General features: G+C 34.2%; 17 protein-coding genes. 5 read left to right on the plus strand and 12 right to left on the minus strand.

The features are described 5' to 3' along the window. Positions 1–128: 128 nt before the first annotated feature. From LJD61_RS18895 to LJD61_RS18905, 3 genes are all read right to left on the minus strand, one after another. Positions 129–2,093, minus strand: a complete 1,965-nt coding sequence (locus LJD61_RS18895; protein ID WP_255229132.1) for a M28 family metallopeptidase — start codon at positions 2,091–2,093, stop codon at positions 129–131. Positions 2,094–2,141: 48 nt separating this feature from the next. Further along, on the minus strand, positions 2,142–2,483 hold the full coding sequence (locus tag LJD61_RS18900) for a hypothetical protein (protein WP_255229133.1): 342 nt from the start codon (positions 2,481–2,483) through the stop codon (positions 2,142–2,144). A 202-nt stretch (positions 2,484–2,685) separates the two neighbouring features. Next, entirely contained in the window at positions 2,686–3,102 is a 417-nt protein-coding gene (locus LJD61_RS18905; protein ID WP_255229135.1) for a hypothetical protein, read from the minus strand. Positions 3,103–3,389: 287 nt separating this feature from the next. Between LJD61_RS18905 and LJD61_RS18910 the strand changes: the two genes are divergently transcribed. Continuing rightward, positions 3,390–3,962, plus strand: a complete 573-nt coding sequence (locus tag LJD61_RS18910) for an HD domain-containing protein (RefSeq protein ID WP_255229138.1) — start codon at positions 3,390–3,392, stop codon at positions 3,960–3,962. 108 nt (positions 3,963–4,070) lie between these two features. Here LJD61_RS18910 and LJD61_RS18915 read toward each other — a convergent pair whose 3' ends face one another. The 3 genes from LJD61_RS18915 to LJD61_RS18925 form a co-directional block, all read right to left on the minus strand. Continuing rightward, complete coding sequence (locus LJD61_RS18915; RefSeq protein WP_255229139.1) at positions 4,071–4,796, minus strand: DUF4367 domain-containing protein; 726 nt, start codon at positions 4,794–4,796, stop codon at positions 4,071–4,073. Next, positions 4,762–5,346: an RNA polymerase sigma factor gene (locus tag LJD61_RS18920; protein ID WP_255229153.1), complete on the minus strand. Its 585-nt coding sequence runs from the start codon at positions 5,344–5,346 to the stop codon at positions 4,762–4,764. Before LJD61_RS18920 ends, LJD61_RS18915 begins: the two co-directional genes overlap by 35 nt. Positions 5,347–5,426: 80 nt before the next feature. Beyond that, positions 5,427–6,650, minus strand: a complete 1,224-nt coding sequence (locus LJD61_RS18925; protein ID WP_255229140.1) for an ATP-binding protein — start codon at positions 6,648–6,650, stop codon at positions 5,427–5,429. A 235-nt stretch (positions 6,651–6,885) separates the two neighbouring features. On the opposite strand from LJD61_RS18925, the gene LJD61_RS18930 reads away from it, so the two are divergent. Next, positions 6,886–8,517, plus strand: coding sequence for an alkaline phosphatase (locus LJD61_RS18930; RefSeq protein WP_255229141.1), 1,632 nt, complete (start codon positions 6,886–6,888; stop codon positions 8,515–8,517). A 149-nt stretch (positions 8,518–8,666) separates the two neighbouring features. Continuing rightward, complete coding sequence (locus LJD61_RS18935) at positions 8,667–10,406, plus strand: GGDEF domain-containing protein (protein WP_255229142.1); 1,740 nt, start codon at positions 8,667–8,669, stop codon at positions 10,404–10,406. A gap of 77 nt (positions 10,407–10,483) precedes the next feature. Here the strand turns inward: LJD61_RS18935 and LJD61_RS18940 are convergent, their stop codons facing one another. The 4 genes from LJD61_RS18940 to LJD61_RS18955 all read right to left on the minus strand — a co-directional run bounded on the left by LJD61_RS18940 (position 10,484) and on the right by LJD61_RS18955 (position 14,525). Further along, positions 10,484–12,508 (minus strand): methyl-accepting chemotaxis protein, encoded by a 2,025-nt coding sequence (locus LJD61_RS18940; RefSeq protein WP_255229143.1) that lies wholly within the window; start codon positions 12,506–12,508, stop codon positions 10,484–10,486. A 978-nt stretch (positions 12,509–13,486) separates the two neighbouring features. Next, entirely contained in the window at positions 13,487–13,888 is a 402-nt protein-coding gene (locus tag LJD61_RS18945; protein WP_255229145.1) for a hypothetical protein, read from the minus strand. Between the two features lie 132 nt (positions 13,889–14,020). Beyond that, on the minus strand, positions 14,021–14,257 hold the full coding sequence (locus LJD61_RS18950) for a BhlA/UviB family holin-like peptide (RefSeq protein WP_255229146.1): 237 nt from the start codon (positions 14,255–14,257) through the stop codon (positions 14,021–14,023). Between the two features lie 19 nt (positions 14,258–14,276). Continuing rightward, entirely contained in the window at positions 14,277–14,525 is a 249-nt protein-coding gene (locus tag LJD61_RS18955) for a sigma-70 family RNA polymerase sigma factor (protein WP_255229147.1), read from the minus strand. Between the two features lie 100 nt (positions 14,526–14,625). Here LJD61_RS18955 and LJD61_RS20630 point away from each other — a divergent pair, with 100 nt between their 5' ends. Then, entirely contained in the window at positions 14,626–15,345 is a 720-nt protein-coding gene (locus LJD61_RS20630; RefSeq protein WP_255229148.1) for a LytR/AlgR family response regulator transcription factor, read from the plus strand. Positions 15,346–15,690: 345 nt separating this feature from the next. Further along, positions 15,691–16,260 (plus strand): hypothetical protein, encoded by a 570-nt coding sequence (locus tag LJD61_RS18965; protein WP_255229149.1) that lies wholly within the window; start codon positions 15,691–15,693, stop codon positions 16,258–16,260. A 137-nt stretch (positions 16,261–16,397) separates the two neighbouring features. Here LJD61_RS18965 and LJD61_RS18970 read toward each other — a convergent pair whose 3' ends face one another. Both LJD61_RS18970 and LJD61_RS18975 read right to left on the minus strand, forming a co-directional pair. After that, positions 16,398–16,808: a hypothetical protein gene (locus LJD61_RS18970; protein WP_255229150.1), complete on the minus strand. Its 411-nt coding sequence runs from the start codon at positions 16,806–16,808 to the stop codon at positions 16,398–16,400. Between the two features lie 54 nt (positions 16,809–16,862). Beyond that, positions 16,863–16,991, minus strand: coding sequence for a cyclic lactone autoinducer peptide (locus LJD61_RS18975; RefSeq protein WP_255229151.1), 129 nt, complete (start codon positions 16,989–16,991; stop codon positions 16,863–16,865). Positions 16,992–17,244 lie beyond the last annotated feature (253 nt).

A 17,244-nucleotide genomic window follows, 5' to 3' on the forward strand; every position in this document is an offset into this window, starting at 1 on the left:
CTGATAATTATTTTGCCATAATAGTATTTTACAACTAAAACTGCGATTCATCTACTATTAATTTTGTCCATTCAAAACCCCATCTCAGCAGCCTAGAGCAAGACTTTATACAATACTTACGCTTTTTGCTATTGACTCAAGGTCTTTACCAGGGCAAGTATTATATCATCAATATTATTTTCTTTTATGAAGCTTTCAACTTTTTGCTTTTGTATATAATCCAGCTTATCTTCTAATCTGCTTCCATATATTCTGATTATAAATATTTTATCGCTTACTTCATGCTTGACTGTCAATTCATCATACCCATCGGCTTCAATGGCTGCATTTAAATAATATTTGTTCTTAGTCTCTATAAATGGCCTGTCCTCAAAAGCTTGACCACTAATCTCTTCTTCAACATCCCTCTCTATATCATTATCCTTAATGAAGCTATCAAATTGTATAATCACTTTATCGTAGTTATCACTATTTTGATAAAAAATATTTATATTATTAATATCCCTGATCAAGCCTTTCCTCTTGTATATCATATTTGTTTGATGTTCATCAGCCTTAGGCGTATTAAAATAATTGCTTCTGAACGCATTGATCTCTATTTTATCCAGCTTTAAATCTCCAAGCTTATCCGGTATATAATCGAAACTATTGCCAAAATGCTGATCTACTTCATCCTTGGCTCCGGACAGGTTACTCCCCATTACATAATAGTTTTTATTTTCTACTTCAATAAATTTATATTCGCCGAAATTCATGTTTTTTGCTTCTCTTCTTATGGCATCATATATTTTATCATGCTTTTCTCCGAGTATAATGCTGTCTGAAGAAGTTTTAATCAAAAATTTGGCCAGCATTTCACTGATGTTTTCCATAAAATCAATATCCAATATGTCTATAGTATCTTCTAAAATATGAATATCCTTGTAGCCTGTTGTAATATTTATTCCTACAGGAAATGAAGCATGGTCACTTATGTATTCTGCATATGCCGGAGTGCTTTTTATTCCGGAATCATTGAAAAAAGAATTCAGTTTATCAGTTAAGAGTTTTATCTCCGGCAAATCATGTTGATAATCTATGAATAGTTTTTTTTCACCCTTATGGCCTATACAGTCCATATTAATATTTGCAATAAAATCATAATCTTTGAAGATTTCTTCCCTCAATATCTTACTGCCGTAAAGAAAAGTTTCTTCGCTATTTATGCCGGAAAATATTATATCGTTAGGAAGTTCATTATTCTTTGAGTATTCTCCTATTCTCCTCGCCGTATCCAGCAAAATAGAAACCCCTGAGCTATTATCATAGGCTCCTTTCCATATGCTTTCTCCAATACTTCCTACATGGTCTAAATGAGCAGTAATCAGGAAAGCCTTGCTACTATCCTTTCCTTTTATTATGCCTATTACATTGTTTTCTTCTATTTCTTTCAATTCACCGGAGGAGCTCATATGAACCTCTCCGCCCGGATTACTCTTTAATATCTCATATACTTCTTCTGTTATATTAAAAACATTCCTGTCTCCATACTTTTCATCACTGTTATTGCCTTTTTTTAATCTCTCTGTTGATATCAATATCCCTTTGACATTAGATTTTTTTATATTATCATCTTTATGCCCCTTTGCGACAAGAATGCAGTCCTCTTCGCCAGCAGCATCAAAGCCTATCGGCAATCTTAAAGTTCCAGGACAAATAGAAGAGTCCATAAAATCCTTACCATACTCAAATTTTATTATATTGTTCTTTGTATCCTTTAGCTCTAATATCATTTTATCTGAATCTATCACCAATATTTGCTGTAAATAAGGATGATAAAAACTATTATTATACGGCTCTATTGAAAAATCCTTGAACCTGCTTACTATGTATTCCTTGGCTTTCTTATTGCCTTCCGTTCCTATCAACCTTCCGTCACATTCATCAGAGATAAGATATTGCAGTGCCTCATAGACTGTGTCATCCTCATTCTCAATCTTATTTATCTCGATGAAATTTTGAGGGCTTGCATTACAACCAGTTAGAAATAATATAAAGCACATCGATATTGATAGGAGCGTTATTCTTTTCCCCATGACTAGACCTTCCTTCATAACTTTTTGAGCCCCTGCAGAAAATCTACAGGGGCAATTTATTTAGCATTAGTGAACTATCGAATGCTCTTCCTTATATTCTATATTAGTATTTCTTAAAGAGTATCCGCAGTTTGGGCATTCATAATAATAATCCACTTCTCTTTGATACTCCCTGATAATGCATTGATAGTATTCTGGACAGGCCTTTGCTGAAACAAAAAGCCAGGAACCAGGTTTTACACTCGCCAGTCTCATTACACTACCACAAAAGTCACATGCAGGAGCTCTTAGTGCTCCAATTCTGTCTGCCTCGCAATCGGCCCCATAACCGTCAGCTGATAATATGCCAGACATAGTAGATACTAATAGCAATACTACCAGAACTAATAAAAAAGTATTTTTCCTCATTTGCCTTTGTCTCCTCTCTTTAATTAAAGTTCATTTGCTTATATAGTTAATGACCTCTTACATTTCTACTAATAAAAATAGGTATTAACTAGCCTTTAAACTTTCATCGCATCTTAAGCTGATGAAGCATCCAATAAGCAACATGCCCAATGGAATCACCCCCATTTCTTTAAAAGCTGTTTGCGTCCTCTTAATTAAAGCTTTAATACTCGTATGCCTCGCTTGTATAGGTTGCTTGCTCGACTTTCACCCCATTTTTGTATGCAGTTCCGGTAGAAACCAAGCGATAGCTGTAGCCGCTCACCACATACCAAGCTTCTCCCATTGCGCAATATATGTCTTTAGAAGTATTAGACCAGCTTTTTATTGTAGTCCACCCTCCGTTTTTATACTGCTGCAGATTTACTTGAATCTTAAGCTCGTCTGTATCATGGGCTTCAAGAATGACTTCTACTGTCGCCTTTCCCACTGAGGAAATATCAAAATAATTAAGATAGGTTTCGATGTAAGTCCAATCAGGCTGTATAATACTTTTAAGGCTCTCATCACCCAAACATGTAATGGGAATAAAAGATATTACTGCAATAATCGTAATAATAGCTATAATTTTTCTAAACATAAAATAAAATCACCTTTCTAATTTGTCCTTCATACAAATAAACAAATCAGAAAAGTGGTTTATTACAGTTTTTTTATAAAAAACTTTATTTTTCATAATTTATGCAAGTCCATTTTACAGCCTCTTAATTGCCTGCTATACTCTGCATGAATTCAGATTCCATCCTGTTATAAGCATTGATTTTAATCTTTGGCTCTGATAAACAATAGTATTGATTTTTTATTAATAAAAAGTATATAATATAAAAATGATAGAATTGGTATTCTTATCCAAAGGAGGATTTGCAAATGACTAAGGATAATTACTTAAAACCTTTTAAAGATTATGTAAAAGAGCATTATACTTCAAAGGATGCGGCTCATAATTTTGAACATATAGAAAGAATAATCAACACATCAAATAAAATAATAGATTATGGTGTCGATGAAGATATTGACTTTTATCTATTGGCATTTTTACAATGTTTCCATGGATTAAGCAGAAAGTTAGAGACTGATTCTGAATTTAAAAGAAACACAATTGACTTTTTGCTTGGATTAGGTCTCTCTGGCGAAAAAATAACTATTTACTTTGAATGCTTAAAACGTCACTGCAAATCTCCACAGAGGATTGAAGAAAAAATAGTACACGACTCTAATTTTATTGAAGTTGTTGGTTCTTATGGTTTAGCACGAGCATTTAATAGTGCTGGTACAAGAGGGCAAACTATTGAAGAAATAATTGATATATTAGAGACCCATTATTACAATATGATAGAGTGTAAGACCCCATTTGGGAAAATAGTATACAACGAGAAAAAGAAATTTGCAGAAGATTTTCTAATTTTACTGAAGAAAGAAATCGACTGGTATAAAGAATGATATATACTTGAGAGTGCTAATTTATTTTACGATTCTTCTTTGCTGGGATTAATCAATCTTTATACTTATAGGTATTGATGAGCATACTCATATCTTTTCTAAAAAATTTTATTTTTTGTAATTTATGCTTTCTGCAATTTTTATGAGCAAATCTTTATCTGTTTTTGATTTTAGGTAAAATGAAAAATTATCGTTATGCCAAAGGATTGTTATAAGCTGTTCTTTTTCTACCAGCAAACCTTCGGAGCCATTTATAACGATTTTTTCTACTTTTGCTTCTTCCGTATCTATTCTTAAACTGGCATTTTCATTATTATATTGGGCAAATGCAATTACCTGACCTTTATCATTTGAGTAATGAATAATCTTTGAGGCCGAGAATACCTCAGTCTTTGATATTTCAAAGCCCTCCGGTATATAATCCGGAAGATATATTTCTTTTAGCGCGGCGTCCTCCCCGGGGCTTTTTGTTCTAATTTCCGTATACTCCTTTTTTATCTCCATAATGAAGTTTATAGCTTTTACTCTAAAAGCTTCAACACTGAATAATAGGATTGAAGAGCCTATAAATAATATAAAAAATACTACTGCCGCGCTCTTCAATAGCTTGGCTGAGATTCCCCTGAACTTTTTCAGGCTTTCTTTTCTATTGTATTGATTTATTATGCTTTTGATTTTTTCATCCAGCTCAGAAGAAAAGGCAGGCTCTTCTTCAGCCTTGTCCTGCTGTATTTCCTCTGCTATATTTCCCACATGGCAGGCTCCGGCATATCCAAGAATAGCTTCAAGCATTCTCGCTTTAGCTTTTGCTTTTTGCTCTAAAAAGTCGCTCATCTTCACACAACTCCCCATCCTGTGATAATAGCTTAAAAAAACTTTGCCTTGCTCTATGGAGCCTAGTCCTCACATTTTCCTCAGTTATATTGAGCAAAGCGGCTATTTCCTCGTTAGTGTACTGATAAAAATATTTGAGTGATATGATGTCAGAATGCGGGGGGTACAGTTCTTTAATCTTTGAAGCTATCAAATTGAGCATCTCTGAATCGATTACTATCTCCTCAACAGCCTTTCCGTCATCCGGCAAGATCTCATCCAAAGCCTCCAATTCCATATTACAGATTTTTTTCCCCTTTCTATATAGATTAATAGAAATGTTTCTAACAATAATAACAACAAAAGCCCTTGTTCTGTTACAGTCTATTTCACTTATTTTTTCTAAATTATTGATTATATTTATAAAAGCAGCTTGTACCGCATCTTGAGCCGATTGATAATCCTTCAATACTCTGTATGCTACTTTAAACATATCCTTGCTGTATCTTGCATATAAAGCTTCAACCTTGCTTCTATCCTGCTCGTCCTCTATGGCAGCCAGAAAAAGCATCACATTACAGCCTCCTCGCACTCCGTATCATTTCTTTACAAATTAAGACGGGTAAATCAGGAAAAAGTCTCAATACTTTTCTACAAATACATTATAGGTATTGTTACATTGCTTTTGTCTATGTGCACACATTTATCATACATACAAACAACTCCGCCTGTTCCTACTTTTATTCCATTAATCCTATTTAGAGCGGAGAAGCTTGTTATATGCTCTTTACTCGGATTTGCTGTTTTTTTAATCTCAACTGGATAAAGCATGCCATTTTGCTCGATGATGATATCAATTTCCCTCCGGTCTTTATTCCTGTAATAATACAATGCTGGTTCTAAAATCCCTGCATTATAATAGCTCTTTAGTATCTCTGCGACTACGAATGTTTCAAAAAAAGCTCCTGCCATGGCTCCTGCTTCAAGCACTTCAGGAGTATTCCATTTTGTCAGATATGCTGCAAGTCCTGTATCAAGGAAATACAACTTCGGCGTTTTTATAGCCCGCTTTGTTATATTGTTGTAATAAGGTTGAAGCAAATACACAATATTTGATGAAATCAAGATTGACAACCATCTATCTGCAGTTGGTACACTGACTCCCACTTCACTGGCAATAGAGCTCAAATTCAACATTTGAGAGGTTCTGGCGGCGATAGCGGTCATGAACTTCAAGAATTTCAGTTCATCGCCAACCTTAGTCAATTCTCTTACATCCCGCTCCAGGTAGGTTTTGGTATAGGCAGCATAAAACATCTGCCAATCCATGTCTTCAGCGTGCATTGCAGGCATTGAACCTTTGTGTATTATGTCCCATATCTCCATATACTTTAAACTTTCACAAGCTGCTTTTCGTTTATCAAAATACTCTGCTGTCGGGATAAACGCTTCGTTAAATTGATCGCTTTTAATCTCTCGCAGCGATAATCCCGGCAGATTGAGCAAACCAATTCTTCCTGCAAGGCTTTCGCTCACATTCTTCATCATCCTGAACTGTTGTGAACCCGCCAAATAAAACTGCCCCTTTTTCTTACTTTCATCTACGATCATCTTAATATATGGAAAAAGATTCGGTGCATACTGTATCTCATCAACAATGACAGGCGGCTGCGTGGCCTTGAAGAAACTGCCCGCTTCCTCAACCGCGCTATGGAGAAGCAATGGATCATCAAGCGTTAAATATGGAATATCTTTTGCCATATGCCTTAATAACGTTGTTTTACCAACCTGCCTTGCTCCAGTAATTAAAATCACTGAAAACATTTTAGCGGCCTTTCGCAACGTATTCTCCATACTTCTTTCTATATAATTCATAACAATCACCGTCCATCCTAATATTTAATATTAAAATAGACGTATATTGGTAATATGTCAAGGCATTCCGAGATTCTTCTGCACCTTTTTTAAGCTTTCTTTTCTATTGTATTGAGTAAGTGTCTTTATATAGAATAATTTTACCTGAATTTAACACTGTCTTAATATCTCCTTTGCATTAATGAATTAATCTTGACTTAAGATATCAAATCAAATTATGAGGAGGAAATAATTAATGATAAAATCAACAAAAAAATTCATTGCTGTCATGACATTAGTAGTAATGCTGCTTTCTCTAAGCTTAGCAAATGTAAGCGCAGCAGCTCCCACCTCAGGATCAAGCATTGTTAAAAATGCAATCTTTCTTATTCCCGATGGAATGAGTGTCAACGCCACAACTATTGCAAGATATTTACTCAGCGGAAACGAAGGCGGTTCTGAAAAATTATTCATGGATCAATTTGTTACAGGGCTTGTAACTACCACCTGGGCTAAGGGCCCCATTACAGATTCAGCTCCTGCAGGAACAGCTTACGCAACAGGTCATAAATCCCTTAATGGTGTATTAGGCATTGATCCGGACAAAACTCCAAAGGCTACTTTGCTTGAAGCAGCACAGTTAAAAGGAAAAGCAGTAGGGCTCATTGCGACATCTGAATTTATGCATGCTACACCGGCAGCATTCAGCGCCCATGAAGAAAAACGCAGTAATTATGCCGTAATCGCAGAGCAGATGTTAAACCAGGATATCGACGTATTATTAGGCACAGGAGCTTCTAAAGTAAAACCGGAAGAGTTGAATATTATTGAAACAGCAAAAGCTAAGGGTTATGAAATAGTAAACAACAAAGCTGAAATGGAAAAATCAAAGGCTGCAAAGCTCTGGGGTAATTTTTCCAACGCTTTTAACTCAACAGATAATCTTTCTTATGATATAGACAGAAAAGCAAGTGAAGAACCTTCCCTTGCAGAAATGACGGCAAAAGCCATCGATGTGCTCAACAAAGATAAAGATGGATTCTTCCTCATGGTCGAGGGCAGCAAAATAGACTGGGCAGCCCATGCCAATGATACTATAGGTATTGTTACCGATACTTTAGCTTTTGATGAGGCTTTTAAAACAGCAGTTGATTTTGCTAAAAAGGATGGCAATACAATAGTTGTTGCAGTAACAGACCATGGAAACAGCGGCATTTCTATAGGCAGTTATGATTTATTAGGATATGACTCCGCACCATTCAGCATTTTGACTCCTTTAAAAGGCGCAACAAAAACTGCAGAAGGTGCCATGGCTTTGCTCAAAGAAGATAAATCAAATGTTGATGAAGTCCTGAAGGCTTATGGCATTAACCCTGCCGGTTATACACCAGCCGATATTACTTCAAAAGACAGAGACACCTACAATAACGCAAAGGTAAACCGTTTGATCACAATCTTCAAGACTGAGCCGACAAGCAGCAATCTCATCAAAATAATGAATCAAAAAGCTTATATCGCTTATACTACAGGTGGACATACCGGTGAAGATGTGCCTGTATACCTCTACACTCCGGAAAAAGTCAGCAAAGCGCCTCTAATAGGAGTCAATGAAAATACTGATGTTTCCAAATTTGTGGCTTCCTCACTCGGATTAAGCTTAGAAGAAGTAACTAAAAAATTATTTGTAGACGTAACAGAAAGAAAAGGCGCTTCAATCTCCGATAATGTATTGACTCTTGATGAAAATGGAAAAACCCTGACTATAAAAGCAAATCAAAGCACAGCCAAATTAGATAATAAAACCGTTGACTTAAATGGAGAAGTAGCTGTTTATATTAACGGAAGATTTTATGTGCCTCAATCAGCATTAGATCTATTAAAAAAATAGAGCATTAGATTTCCCTCTAATGCTTTTATATATAAGGCTTACAATGCTGAAAATGCCTTTTCATCAATGAAGAGGCATTTTCAATTACTGCAAAAATATTTGCCCAGAACACTATATGCTATATTTTCTAACAGATAGGGGGATACGAAATGAAACAAATCCTGGAAGATATAATAAGAACAGAAAACATAAGAACGGTATTTCAACCAATAGTATCACTATTAAACGGCGATATATTAGGTTATGAAGCCCTGAGCCGAGGGCCCGCAGGAAGCCCTTTAGAAAGACCTGACATGATGTTTAAGGCTGCCGAAGAACATAATATGATCTGGGAGCTTGAATATCTTTGCAGGCTGAAGGCACTTGAAAAAGCAAAGAATATTGTCCCTTCAAAAATGCTTTTCATCAATGTCGATCCCAAAATAATTAATGATGAAAAGTTTAAAAGCGGATTTACAAAGGAATTTATAGAAAAATCCGGTATAAATGCTGCAAATATAATATTTGAAATAACAGAACGCACATGCATAGAAGATTATAAAACATTTAAAAAATCAATAGACAACTATATAAATCAAGGCTTCAGGATTGCCATAGATGATACAGGTTCAGGGTATTCGGGCCTCAAGATGCTTGCCGAAACACATCCTCATTACATCAAGCTTGATATGGACCTCATCAGAAATATTGATAAAAAAGCATTGAATCAAGCCCTGGTAAAGGCATTGCTGGAATTTGCAAATTCGTCAAATATGAAAATTATAGCAGAAGGCATCGAAACCCCGGATGAGTTAAACACCTTGATCAGGTTCGGCATACATTATGGCCAGGGGTATCTGCTTCAAAAACCTTCTCCTGAATTTCTGCAAATAAGCCCCGGCGTAAAGAGCATGATAACAGAAAAGCAGGCACAAAATCAAAATCAATATGTCAATAATATGCACAACATACCTATAGGTGAAATAGCCAGATTCGACAGCCCCATAAATCCATGCGCAACAGGAAGCGCGGTCAATGACATATTCAAAGCTAATACGGATATACAAGGGCTGCCGATTGTCGAAAATGGGGTCCCCACGGGGCTTTTAATGAGAAATGACTTCTATTCAAAGCTGGGAACTCAATATGGAGTAGCTATTTTTATGAATCGCCCCATCAAGCTTCTCATGAATAATAGCCCTCTTATTGTAGATTACAACACGGCTCTTGCTCAAGTTTCAAATATAGCTATAAACAGAAGAGAGGAAAACTTATATGATTACATTATCATAACAAAAAATAATAAATATTATGGAATTACTACTGTAAAAAGCTTGTTGGAGCATATAACCCAATTGGAGCTTAACACTGCCAAGCAATTAAACCCTTTAACGGGTTTGCCGGGGAACCTCTTAATCGAACAGAATATCAAAAAAACTCTGGATTTGGATGAAGATAAATATATCATATATTTTGATTTGGATAATTTTAAAGCATATAATGACACATATGGTTTTGAAAATGGGGATAGGATCATTGGGCTCACTGCTAATATCATTAAGGAATGCTTAAGTTCAAATTCTTATGAAAGCTTTATAGGACATATTGGGGGAGACGACTTCGTTGCTATAGTCGCTTTAGATGATATTGAAAAAACCTGCAGCGATATAATGCAGGTATTCGATAACAGAGTAAAAAATTATTACACTGAAGCTGATAAAAATAATGGATACATCATGTCAACAAACAGGCATGGTACAGTAGAAAAATTTCCCATTATTTCTCTTTCCATCGCTGTAGTTGATAACAAAAAGCATAAATTTAAATCTCCTGTAGAGGTGTCAAGGCAGCTTAGCATCCTGAAAAAGAAATGCAAAATAAAATGGGAAAGCAACTTTTTTATATATTGACAGAAATAAAAAATAGCTGCTCATATAGGAGGGGGAAGGAAGAAGAGAAAACCAACATTGAGCAGCTTTCTTATTAGCTATATTTTAAATTTTTTAACGGCAACGTGTGAATCTTCTATGCTTTTCAATAGATCATCCAATTCTTCCGAAACATTGACTAAACCTTTGGTTTGGCTTACAGAGCCTTCATACAATGTTTGAGATTGATCATAGCTTTTCTTTGATATGGCATTTATGTCATTCATGTATGCTGATATTCTATCTGTATTAAGAGCTTGCAACTCTGATTTTCTTGAAATTTCTCCGATCATATCATTAATTCTGTTTATACTTTCTACGATTTTAATAAAAGAATTTTCAGTTTTGATCACTATATCATTGCTCGATTCAAATTGTTCAACGCTTTTCTCCGCCACTTCTGCAGTTGCTTTCATTTCTAAAAACAAGTCTTGGACTACTGCTTCAATGCTTTTTACTGAATTTTGGGACTCATCGGAAAGCTGTCTTATCTCTGCAGCAACAACGCCGAAGCCTCTGCCTGCATCTCCTGCTCTTGCAGCTTCAATGGCCGCATTAAGGGCAAGAAGCTTAGTTTTGGCTGCTATTGAAGTTATTAGATCAGTAGCACCTTTGATTTGCTCTAAATTCGTCCCAAAGCTGCCGACCCTTGCTTCCATATTCAAGATGGTATCCTTTGTAAAGTTCATATTCTCATTAAGCGCTCTTAATGTTGCGGCTTCTTGTTCAACTATTTTCCTGGCTTTATTCGTATAATCAAGTATTTCCACCGTTTGATCCGATATTTCTACAGCAGAGTGTAAAACATCATCCAGTTCGCCCTTAGCCTCTTCCAGGTAGCTTGACTGTTCCTTAGAGCCTGACTTTATATCCTCTGAAGTTATTTCAATGCTTTCGGATATACTCCTTACTTCATCTATATACTGGCTCAGCATTGCAGACGATGATGCAGTCGTATTTACCGTATTTATAATCTGCTTTACTAAACTTTTTAAAGAAACAGCCATGTTGTTGAATTCTTCAGAAAGCTGTCCTATTTCATCATTACTTTTAATAGAAGACATATAATTCAAATCTCCATTGGCAACAAACCTTGTATCATTGACGAGTACTTTTACGGGCTTTACAATTTTTCCTGATATAAATATTGCCGCAGCCAATCCTATTATCAATCCTAAAGATATTATAATCCCAAAATATAGATTCATATCGGATTTTGCTTTTACTATGTTGTCCTGAGGAACGGCTACCGACAACAATCCGACAACCTCCCCTTTTGTATTCAATAGCGTCCCATAAGCTAAATAATAATCTTTATTTCTTATTTGCCTACTCTCAAACCGGACTTTTTGATCATTGAGCAGGTATTCTTCTATGTTCTTATCTATTTGAAGAGAGTTTTTCACCTCATTATAGTCATCTGCTTTATCATCTAAAAATGTAGATACGATATTATCCTTTAGATATAATGTAGCTTCCAATTCGTTTAACCTTTTTATATGCTCCAAGAATCTTTTGTCAAGGTTGTATTGTGTTATTACCGTGCCTATGGTCTTCACTCCGGTAGCAACAATATCTGATTTCATGGGGGCCGCCGACTGTATGCATATGGCGTTTTGCGTTGGTTGTATTAAAACTGCCTTAAAGCCGGCAAGACCGCTTTTAACCATGAAGTCATCAGAAAGATCGTCACCGGATTTCAGCGGCTGATCTGTTCTCGATATCAGTTTCTTATTCTCATCTGCTATCATAACGAAATCCAATCCAAGCTCGCTTGTTAACTGAACTAAAAATTGAGAAGCGCTAAGGTTATTGCCTTCCATCGTATATTTGCGCAGCTCTGAGAAGCTTGAAAGTATGGAGGCATTATCTTTGGCCTTTTGCTGATAATCTTCAAAATAGTACCTTGCCGAGTCCAAGCCATTTGATAGCCTGGATTCCCATTCATCGCTTATTTTCTGTAATACGATGTGCCGGGATGTATATGTGGAAAGCACTACCGGAATAAGAATTGAAATTATAACGACTATCAATATCTTAAACCTGATAGATATATCAGAAAATCTTTTTGCTCCCTTAAGCATCTCATCAGTCCTTTGCTCATACTTAATGCCTGTCATCTATATATGAGTATAGCTAAGCATTGTTAATTCCATATTAAGTCCTATTAAACTCCATGTTAATTGATTAAGCATCTTATTACCGCCCCCTCGGAAAAGGCCTTGCTGCAAATAGGTCAGGATGTGCTTAAACGGCAAAGGAAATGGCATATTTAGCATGATACTTAAGTTTATTTCTATATGGAATTTATGGTATAATTAAGAGGAGCATACATTTTTAAAATTTCCTATGCATTTTAAAAAGTATTAATTGGAGGTGGTTTTCTTGAATCTAGCTAAATGGCTTTTGGCTATTTTTATTTATTTACCGGTAATACTTTTACTAATGAATGGGATTCAATTAAAGCCCCTGGTAAAATTGAAGATAATTATGTCGAAAAAGTAGGGGTGAAGCAGAAATTTTGAACCTTGAAATATATATCACTCAGGCTCTCAGAGTTTTCGAGAGCGTACTTATTTTATAACGGGGGGTAAAATAATGAATTCAAAAAAAAACCTGGATTTATCATCTTTACTATCAGACATAATTTATATATGCCAAATTATCTTATTTATAATACTTGGATTTATAGTATGGCGTCGACCATTGTATGTAAATGAATTCTTGCAAATAATGCTTAAAAAGACATATATATATGCATTTATAGTATTTTTTATCAGTATTGTACGAAATATTTCTATTAAATTTTTAAAAATTAAATCAAAATATTTTAATATAATTTTAACTGCTTTAATGATTATTTTTCTCATAATGGTTCTAATTAATACGATAGTTATGCTTATTACGTACTATAATAATTATTAAAGCTATCTATGTTCTATTTAGCCTGATACTCTTAAATAATTTAGATTTGCAGAAAATTAAGGCTCTCCTATAATTATAAAAAGAACTGCTGCAAATTAATCTATTAGGTTATTTGCAGCAGCTCCTTTACATAGGTCTTATCCTATGTATTCATAAATTGTTTCTGTCTTCCAAGTTTGACTATTACCACTTCCAGTTGAATATTCATAAACTTCTGTGTATATTCTTACTTTTCCACCTTGATTGTTAATTGTCTCAAGTATTGGTTCTAATTGCGCAGAATCATAATTATTTAAAAGCGCATTAGCTGCTGAGTCTATACTTATTATGATTCCAATTGCGGCTAAAATACTTTTTACACTCTTTTTAATGTCTAGTACATGCTGATTGAAAAAATCGTGGGTTAAAAACCCTATAGCAACACTAGCAAAAGCGGCAGCTAGAGTAGAAAAATTAGTTTGTCTCTCCTTATTAATCTTAATTGCAATCTGTGCAGCGGTGTAGTCTTTATAACTACTATCTATTAATGTCCATCCCATAATAAATTCTCTCCTTTTCATTTTAATTTATAATTGAATTATTTTATATAAGCAATAACCGGTTAATTGTTATACACTCATCAAAGACGCTTTTAACTCTAAAATGTAAATGTCACTTTTATTATAAAATTTTTATAATTTATCTTTTTTAAATACAAAATCTTTAATCTCTTTTACATCATTTTTTACTTCTTCCATTATGCTGAATTTTTCTGAAAGATTTGATATTATCGTCTGATACTTTTCCTCTCTTTCCTCCTGCTTCAAATCACGTTTTTCCTGCGCCTTTAAAATATATAAAATAAGAACAATGCTTAAAGCTGCCCATATTCCTTGGGATGCTGCAATTTTCATAATTTCATTTTCCATATCTCTCAACCTCCTGTTCTTAAATTAGCTTTCTCAGATTGTTTAAAGCTCTGTTCTTTATACCGTTTACAACTTGTCGCGAAATGTTTAGCCTGTCCCCAATTTCCTTATAAGAATACCCGTACAAAAACTTTTCTTTTATAACTCTTCTTTGCAGGCTTGGCAAATAACTTATTAAATCCTCAACAAATATTTTGCTTTCATGCTCATAGTATGATTCATCCAATATCATGGCTAAATTTAATTCTAAAGATTCTTTTAGATTCATCACACAGTTTCTAAAATGTCATGTTTAGCATCATACTTTCATTATATTTCCTTTTAATATGTTTAAATGGTATAATATAGGAAGGAAAGGATGAGCAAATGTGCATTTAAACATCTTTCTATGTGATGATGATTCTGTGCAAATTGATACTCTTAGCTCTTATATAGATTCCATGAGATTGGATGATACAAATATTATTTATACAACATGTGGTGAAGAACTTTTAAATAAGATAAGCACGGTTAAGCCTGATATAGTTTTTCTAGATATCAAAATGGAAGGGTTAAATGGTATTGAAACCGGAATTAAATTAAAAGAGCAATTTGATGATGCGGTCATAGTATATATCACCGGATACTCGGATTATGCTTTAGATGCCTTTAGGGTAAGATCTTTTGATTATCTGATCAAACCTGTTACATTCAGCCGCTTTGAAACCTTGATGAGAGATATATTAGTTCGCGTTAGCGAAATCAAAACCTACAAAGAAAAACATGAAATATTAGTTATTAACAATAAAAATTCAAATATTGTTATAAGATATGATGATATAATATGCTTTGAAAAAAGCTTCAGGAAAATAATAGTACATACAATTGTCGCGCCATATGAATTTTACGGCACACTGACAGCCCTTATCGAAAAATTAAATATGAAGACTTTTATCCAATGCCATCAGGGATATATAGTAAATATAAGCAAAATTAAAGAACTAAAACCAGATCAAATAGCCTTTTATGAATCTGATTTAATAATACCTGTAAGCAGGAAATACAAGCCTTATATTAGAAAAGCTTTTGAAAAAGCACTTTTCTCATAATGATTCCACTCGTATAAGAACTTTATTTGTTCCTTTTAAATAGACAATAAAGTAAATGCTTCAGCAGGAATAGCTAAGGTCTGTTGGGATTATCTGCTGGAATATATATCAAAATAAGCAAAATAGCTATGAACAGATAGAAATTAGATAGGCGCTCTCGAATAAAGGGGATACTGCTTACTATACATATGCAATATATCAGATTAAAGCACTATTATGAACTAATTATGCTTAAGTGGTAGAGGAAATGTCATATTTAGTATGGTGTTTAATCTTCTTTTCTAATTTTGTTTAATGTATACTATATGTGGCTTTATAAATTTATTATAGAAAGGAAGACTTTTTATGCATAAAGGCAACAACAATAGCAGAAAAAAATTATTATTGCTAGTAGTTTTTTTGACTTATATAGCAACAGCTTGTACTTCAAAGCCAATAGCAATATCACAAGACGATAATGTCATTGAAGCAGCCGTTGATAATGAAAAAAATTTAATATCATTACAGCTTAGAGAGTTAGAACTAGATGAATACAAGGCAAATGCTAAAAAAATACTCCACTCTTATTTCTATGAATCATACATAGAAAAAATAGATAAAATAAATAGTATTGGAGGAATTTATGCGCCGTCAGTAAAAACCCCTATAATTTATAATGTGTCTAAGGTGTGCACGGATTCAAAAAAAACAAGTAAAATTGTCTTTATTAATGCGCCCGTAGACGATAGTACAAGTCGACTCTATAGGATGTACATTTTTAAAGAAGAGGATGAACAATGGAAGTTATTCCAATTGAGGGAGTATTATGTGGTAATGGATGGTCCTAAAAAAGATGATTTCAAAAGAGTAACAGACCTATTTACTAATTATGATAATAAGCCTATCGAGTATTCAGCTATAAAGATCAGAGAGTGAGTTGTAACCATCCACTTCTTTACAGATGGTTTATTGTTTCACATGATTCCGTGCTCAATAGACTAAAGTCCATAATAAATTATCTGGAACTAAATATTTAGCTCCAGATAATTTATATTAAGAAAATCATCCTATTATTAATATGGAAATTTCCAATCTATTGGGTTGCCGCTGCGTAATTTTTTTACATCCCAATACTGGTATGATCCAGGAATATATGGAAAACCCGGTGTATGTGTCCAAGTAGCATCATCTGGATAAAAGTAATAATTACCCAAATCCCATACTGTAATAATTACTGAACCACATACACAATCCCATTCGTGAGCATTATATGTTGTTCCATTTATCTTAGCTTTAGTAAGTGAAGAAAAGCCTTGATGGCGACCATCTCCACTTGCGTTATTAGGGCAATATACTGGATAATTAGGTGATACATGATTAATGTCCATCCTGCAAAATAAATCTGCAAAAGTTAAGTTCGTTAATGTAAATAATGTAACAAAAACAACTAAAGTAAAGAACAACATTTTTCTATAGCCTTTCATTTAATCATCTCCCTCCCTTATTATTCGTTTTCTTTCTAACTCATTCACTCAATTCTACTGTCTTAGCTTGTCCGGCATCTTAGGTTGATAAAGCACCCAATAGCAGCATGTTCCCACGGAAGTCTTTGCCATAAATAGAGCCAAACATGCTATCATGCTCAAAAGATTATGCTTTACTCTCAAAGCAACCACCTCCCATATGTATCTTACCTGCAATATATCACACTATTTTCCCATTTTGAACTCATTATGCATAAGTGGTATAGGAAATGTCATATTTAACATGGTTTTTATATTATTTCTGTGCAGAGCTGCTATATAATTAAATAAAGATATAATAATTCATATTAAAGGTGGTGAGAAAACTTGGCTTCCGAAGAAAAAGCTCTATTATAGTAATAATATCTTCAATGATCTTTTTTTATAACATGGTGAT

It is taken from the genome of Lutispora saccharofermentans (genome assembly GCF_024363565.1).
Classification (GTDB): Bacteria; Bacillota; Clostridia; order Lutisporales; family Lutisporaceae; genus Lutispora; species Lutispora saccharofermentans.

Coding starts and splice junctions, on each gene's coding strand:
- LJD61_RS18920 (WP_255229153.1), bottom strand. CDS start 5,346: ATGCTTTTTCTGGCTGCCATAGAGGACGAGCAGGATAGAAGCAAGGTT.
- LJD61_RS18905 (WP_255229135.1), bottom strand. CDS start 3,102: ATGTTTAGAAAAATTATAGCTATTATTACGATTATTGCAGTAATATCT.
- LJD61_RS18945 (WP_255229145.1), bottom strand. CDS start 13,888: ATGGGATGGACATTAATAGATAGTAGTTATAAAGACTACACCGCTGCA.
- LJD61_RS18930 (WP_255229141.1), top strand. CDS start 6,886: ATGATAAAATCAACAAAAAAATTCATTGCTGTCATGACATTAGTAGTA.
- LJD61_RS18900 (WP_255229133.1), bottom strand. CDS start 2,483: ATGAGGAAAAATACTTTTTTATTAGTTCTGGTAGTATTGCTATTAGTA.
- LJD61_RS18910 (WP_255229138.1), top strand. CDS start 3,390: ATGACTAAGGATAATTACTTAAAACCTTTTAAAGATTATGTAAAAGAG.
- LJD61_RS18955 (WP_255229147.1), bottom strand. CDS start 14,525: ATGAATCTAAAAGAATCTTTAGAATTAAATTTAGCCATGATATTGGAT.
- LJD61_RS18915 (WP_255229139.1), bottom strand. CDS start 4,796: ATGAGCGACTTTTTAGAGCAAAAAGCAAAAGCTAAAGCGAGAATGCTT.
- LJD61_RS18935 (WP_255229142.1), top strand. CDS start 8,667: ATGAAACAAATCCTGGAAGATATAATAAGAACAGAAAACATAAGAACG.
- LJD61_RS18950 (WP_255229146.1), bottom strand. CDS start 14,257: ATGGAAAATGAAATTATGAAAATTGCAGCATCCCAAGGAATATGGGCA.
- LJD61_RS18895 (WP_255229132.1), bottom strand. CDS start 2,093: ATGAAGGAAGGTCTAGTCATGGGGAAAAGAATAACGCTCCTATCAATA.
- LJD61_RS18965 (WP_255229149.1), top strand. CDS start 15,691: ATGCATAAAGGCAACAACAATAGCAGAAAAAAATTATTATTGCTAGTA.
- LJD61_RS18940 (WP_255229143.1), bottom strand. CDS start 12,508: ATGCTTAAGGGAGCAAAAAGATTTTCTGATATATCTATCAGGTTTAAG.
- LJD61_RS18970 (WP_255229150.1), bottom strand. CDS start 16,808: ATGAAAGGCTATAGAAAAATGTTGTTCTTTACTTTAGTTGTTTTTGTT.
- LJD61_RS18925 (WP_255229140.1), bottom strand. CDS start 6,650: ATGAATTATATAGAAAGAAGTATGGAGAATACGTTGCGAAAGGCCGCT.